At 53.6% G+C, this 4197-nt stretch carries 3 protein-coding genes and 1 pseudogene; all 4 read right to left on the bottom strand.

Annotation, left to right across the window (positions count from 1 at the left end; genetic code table 11):
- Positions 1 to 50: 50 nt before the first annotated feature.
- Positions 51 to 242 (bottom strand): annotated as a pseudogene (locus tag DWZ15_RS10180) (cysteine-rich VLP domain-containing protein); the annotation flags it as partial.
- Positions 239 to 1705, bottom strand: coding sequence for a MobQ family relaxase (gene mobQ, locus DWZ15_RS10175; protein WP_118450809.1), 1467 nt, complete (start codon positions 1703 to 1705; stop codon positions 239 to 241). The pseudogene DWZ15_RS10180 and the gene mobQ, both read right to left, overlap by 4 nt.
- Positions 1706 to 1999, bottom strand: coding sequence for a DUF3847 domain-containing protein (locus DWZ15_RS10515; protein ID WP_021631985.1), 294 nt, complete (start codon positions 1997 to 1999; stop codon positions 1706 to 1708). It abuts the gene before it with no gap.
- Between the two features lie 300 nt (positions 2000 to 2299).
- Positions 2300 to 4197, bottom strand: a 1898-nt coding sequence (tet, locus tag DWZ15_RS10165) for a TetM/TetW/TetO/TetS family tetracycline resistance ribosomal protection protein (RefSeq protein ID WP_118450807.1), incomplete at its 5' end; no start/stop codon positions are given.

Below are 4197 nucleotides of genomic sequence, written 5' to 3'. Positions count from 1 at the left end.
CGTTGCGCTGAGTCCTGAGGCTGTTGCAATGAAAATGAGAATCAAGGCCCCTTGTCTGTTGGCAGGACGGCGGCGCGGAACCATTTACAGACCAGGGAATAGGTGATACTCTGGACGCAGACACAAGGCTCCCAGCCGTCATCAAGAGCAAGACAGTTGCCGCCGTCATAATTGCAGCAGTCATGCACCAGCCGCCGGACGGCTCGGTACTGCTGGTAGGTCAGTCGGGGAATGCCGTTCACCGCTCCACCTCCCGGCGTTTCTGCTGGGTCTGCTCCTGCTGGTGTATGGCAGCATTGGCGTTCCGCTTCACCTGTTGAAGCCGCCGCAAATCGTCTTGGATAGGCTTGTACTGCTCATACTCGGCTGTGTACTCCTGGTGAAGTCTCGCCTGTTCCTGTTCCCACGCATGAACGGGGATTTTACCAGCAGGGGAACGGTGCTTGTCCAGCTTCCGGCGGGCCATGTGGAACGTCCTCAACTCGTTCTCATGCTCCCTCTCGAATTTTTCCCGCTTGCCCTTCCACTTGATACCCTGCAACTCGTCATAGACGGGCTTGGTGTCTCGGTAGAGGTCAACAAGGCGAAGCAGTTCCTTCAATTCGTTCAGACGGTCACGCTTCGCTTTCATGGATGTGTTGATGGCCTCCGTTCGTTCACTCTGGGCGGCGATATGGGTCTCTAAATCTTCCAGCGTAGCGATGCCCCTCTCGGTCAGAAAATTGATGGCCTCGGCAAAACCTTTAAGATTTCCAATCCTGGCGTTGCGGCTCCATGCTCCGGCGTTCCGGCCCTCATAGTAGTCGGTCAGCAGGGCGGCAAGGGTCGGGGCCTGGGGCTTGCTCAATTCTTCTTTTATGGCCTTAATCCAATCCGTCAGGCCGGCGATTTTCTTCCGAATATCCCGCAGAATGTTGTTGGCCTTTTTTATCCAGCGGTTCAGATCGCCCTTGTCGGTGGGGATACCCTTGGCCTCCATCTGGCGGACGGCCACGCCCTCATGGACGGTGGGCAGCAGGTCAAGGCCCTGACGCTCATAGGAGCGGTGGTCGATGCGGCAGGTCAGCCCCTTTTCCTCAAACTTGGCGTTCACCATAGCGGCCCACGCCTCCCGCCAATGTTCCAGTGTTTCCGGGCTTCCCCAGTCGGTAGTGGGAACAGCGTCAAAGAGGGGCTTGCCGTCCTCTCCCATAATGCGGTTCCCGTCCTCGTCCAGACGGTAGCGGCGGCGCTGCTTGCACCCCCATTTGCCGTCTGGCTCAATGGGCCGGATGGGGCAGAGAACATGAAAGTGCGGGTTAGGAATACCGCCGTCCTCCTTGTCCGGCTGGTGGATGGCAAAGTCGGCAATCATGCCCCGGCCCACAAGCTGCTCCGAAACAAATTGCCTTGCAAGAGCGATGTTTTCCTCCAATGAAAACTCGTTCTGCAAGGCAATGTCAAAGCTATATGCAAGCTGGGCTTTCTTGCCGCGCTCGGCCTTCTCCACGGCGTTCCAGAGGGTGGCGCGGTCTTGGTACTGGTTGGGGGCCTGGGGCGGCAGGAGAATGTCTGTGCAGACCACGCCGCCCTTGTGGGTGTAGTCGCTGACCTCGCCATAGTATTCGCTATACAATTTCTCCCCGGCTCGGTAGGCGGCGGACGTGACAACAGACTGTCCCGCGCTCCGTTTGACCTGGGTAACGTGGAGATGGAACAGGGCCAATTATCCGCTTTCCTGCTGGTCAGTGGCTTGGCTCACCAGGGCGGCAACTTCCGGCAGGGAAAAGACCTTTTCCATCAAAAGAAAAAAGGCCCTTTCGCTCATGCCGCGCACCTCCGGGGCGATACTCTCCACCGCTCCGCCACGGGTGATAAGTCGGTGGTTTCGCTTCTTCCTTTCGCCTTGGGTGTAGTAGCGGATGCGGTTCTCATACCGCTGGCCTCTGTGCTGGTACTGCTCCAACTTAGCGGTGGCCTCAGCATACTCTTTCTCTAATTCTTCGCGTGACTTGTCCATCGTGTTTGACCTCCTTCTTGGCAAAACAAAAGACCGTCTACCTGCTGTGTCGGGTAAACGGTCAAGGGTAACGGTATTCGGTTTTAGCCTCGCTGGAAAGGTGCAGACGCAGAGCGGATGTACCTTTCCAGCGAGGGCGCAGGGATAGCCGCAAAGCGGCGCAAGGGGCGCAGCCCCTTGTACGGAGCGGAGCGACGCAAACGGCCCGGACTTTCGGAAGTCCGGGCCGTAGCCTCGCAGAGCGCACGATACATGGTCGCAGACCATGTATAGAAGTGCGCCCTTTGTTCCAAAGGGATTTTATAAGTCCATCATTGATGGGAGAATTTTGTTGAACATATGGCGCACCTTATCAATCCGGGTGTTTGGGCGGCGTGGCTGAAAAACTGGTTCGCCGCTGACGATTTGATACCCCTTCAATTCTGTTAAACAAACGCTTCTCCCGTTTGTATAAAAGGTGAGGTCATTGCGGTACTCTTGCACACAGCGGGCAGGGATTTCGCCAGTAAAAATCACCTCGCTGTTTTTAACCTGGGTCGTTTCAATACTCGCGCAATATTTTGGTGCGTCATGATAAGCTCTGGAGAGATATTCCTGCGGCGCATAGAGTGTAAAAGAAAGATATGGTTCCAATAGCTGCGTCCCCGCCTTTTTCAACACCTGCTCCAATACAATAGGTGCCAATGACCGAAAGTCTGCGGGAGTGCTGACCGGACTATAATAAAGCCCATACTCAAAACAGATTTTACAGTCCGTTACCTTCCATCCATACACGCCTTGTTCCAGACCGTAGCGGATACCATCCAATACAGCGTTTTGAAAACTCTGATTCAAGTATCCAACGGAAACTTTGCTCTCATACTGCACTCCGGTGCCAAGGGGGAGAGGGGTGACGGACAGCCCGATGGACGCCCAGAATGGATTGGGCGGCACTTCGATATGAATGGTGTGACTTACCGCTTTCAATGGCCTCTCCATATAGATGACGGTAGGTTCTTTTGCAGTTGTGTTGAGCTGATATTTTTCCACCAGAAGATCAGAGATAATTTCCAATTGTACCCGGCCCAAAAAGGAGAGAATGATCTCATGGGTCACAGCGTCTACTTCATAGCGCAGAAGCGGGTCGGTATCCGCAATTTCTGTCAAGGCGTTTAACAAGCGTTCCCTCTGTTCTGGTTTCTCTGGTGCAATTGCTGTCCGCAGCAAAGGGAGAGGATTGTCGCTCCACGTTTCACGGGGCAGCAGCAGTTTGTTTCCCAGCACATCATTCAGCCGCAAACTGTCGCAGGGTACAATGACGATCTCGCCCGCATGGGCAATCTCTGTTCGGACAATCTCACCCTTTGAGGGGATACGCATTTCCGTAATTTTCAGTTTTTCTTTCCCTGCCAAGGCTACGGAATCCCGCAAATGAAGCGTACCGCTATACAACCGCAGATAGGCAAGGCGTTGGCTCTGGTTTGCGTACTCAACTTTGAACACAGTTCCGCACAATTCAGAGCTGTTCTGCCCGGTGGGTGATTGGAATGTATCTGTGACCGCTTCAATGAGTTGTCGGATTCCCAAGTTTACCTTGGCACTGCCATGATAGACCGGAAACAGAGAGACGCTTTGGATTCTCCTGTTTTCCTCCCGCAGAAGTTCTTCTTTGTCCATTGGTTCTCCGGCAATATATTTCTCCAACAATTCATCACAGTCCGCAATCACGGTATCCCAATTCTCCAGCCCCATGTTTTCCATGATGGATATATCCGGGGAAAGCTGCACGTTCTGCTTAATAATCATATTTGCGGAGAGCTTATCTCGGATAGACTGATACACACCTGGCAGGTCAATCCCGTCCTGGTCGATTTTGTTAATAAAGATAACAGTTGGGATTTTCATTACTTGCAGAGCATGAAACAGAATACGGGTCTGCGCCTGAACGCCGTCTTTTGCAGAAACAACCAAAATCGCTCCGTCAAGAATGGCAAGGGAGCGATAGACCTCCGCTAAGAAATCCATATGCCCAGGAGTATCCACAATGTTGACCTTACAATCGTGCCACTGAAAGGAAGTGACCGCCGTTTGAATGGTGATTCCACGCTGCCGCTCTAAAAACATGGTGTCCGTTCTCGTTGTTCCCTGATCCACACTGCCGGGAGCCTCGATTGCTCCGCTGGTATATAACAGGCTCTCCGTCAAGGTCGTCTTACCTG

Origin of the sequence: Collinsella sp. AF29-7AC (genome assembly GCF_003475665.1) — a bacterium.
Lineage (GTDB): Bacteria > Actinomycetota > Coriobacteriia > Coriobacteriales > Coriobacteriaceae > Collinsella.
Note: the sequence above shows the minus strand (reverse complement) of the source record. Positions and strands in the feature narration are given on the sequence as shown.